This is a genomic window from Embleya sp. NPDC025285 (assembly GCF_055558835.1).
Genome location: NZ_JBVHLU010000313.1, coordinates 1 through 1,075, shown reverse-complemented (window position 1 = coordinate 1,075; position 1,075 = coordinate 1). Strand labels below are relative to the sequence as shown.

General features: G+C 58.4%; 2 protein-coding genes. Both read right to left on the bottom strand.

The genetic code is table 11. The annotated features are described in order from the left end of the window. Positions 1-405: hypothetical protein (locus tag ACZ4FV_RS52475; RefSeq protein WP_465328579.1), on the bottom strand; the 405-nt coding region annotated here is incomplete at its 3' end. Between the two features lie 55 nt (positions 406-460). Continuing rightward, positions 461-1,075, bottom strand: a 615-nt coding sequence (locus tag ACZ4FV_RS52470) for a hypothetical protein (protein WP_465328577.1), incomplete at its 5' end; no start/stop codon positions are given.

Sequence of the window (1,075 nt, the reverse complement as noted above, 5' to 3'; positions counted from 1 at the left end):
CTTCAGCTCGGCCGAGTTCAGAGGAGCGATACCCTGGTGAATGGCGTTACGGAGAGCGACCACTAGTTCCAGGTGGCTGTAACTATCCGCAGCTCCGCCGAAGGCTTGATGCACGGCGCGAAATAGATCCGCGTTATCACGAGTGATCGAATCCAGGTCTCCCAGATCAACAGGGCGGGAGCTGTCCTGGATCGGCACATAACCGGTTCCGTCGACGTTGAGGTAGGCGACGGAAAACTCTTTGCCATGCGCGGTCACCGACTGAGCCTGGACCACTTTGCGGCCGAGGCCGTTCGCCTCGAACGCGATATCGTCCAGCTCAACATAGTGGCCGGCGGGGAACTGAACGGCCGACTGGATGACGACCTGCGGATAGGTGAATTGGGTATTCAGAGCAACAGTCATGGCGATACCTCTATCTGAATTGGCAAATGTTATTTTCTGTTATTATTGCGTATTGTCAACGGACTTTCAGGCTATTCCCGCCCTCTTCCAGCTCGTTGCTCATACGCTGAACTCCCGCCAACATTTGCGCCTCGGACAGCAGCGAATTCGCAAACTGGTCTTCCTGCAGCTCAACCAGGCCGTCACGCATTTCTCTACGCAGTTCACGACTGACCTGAGCGGCCGCCCCGGTTTGCACCCGAGAAAGGCGCTCCAGGGTTTCGTTGATAGCATTCAGTCCACCGGCCACCTTGTGCGCCAGGGCGTTCAGGCTGGGATCCCGAGCACGCAGTTCACGGATGCTCTCGGCGCCGGCGTTCAGCTCGTTCACCGCCCGCCCATGGACCAGGTAGTCCTGCACCTGCTGCAAATGGCGCCGGATCTCCAGGTGGTAGAAGTTCTTCGCCGACTCGACATAGAGCGGCAAACTGAAGCCTTGGCCGTTGGCCGCCCGATTGCGGTATTCCAGATTCAGTCGCTCGGCGAAAAAATCCTGCCGCTCTTGCTTCGCAATGGCTGCGGGCAGGCCCGCGACTTCCTGGCGTCTCATCATCTGTTCCAGCTGCTCCCGGTACAGGTAAATCACGTCGGCAGCGATGCTGTCTTGGATCCGCACCAACACGTTGCGGTC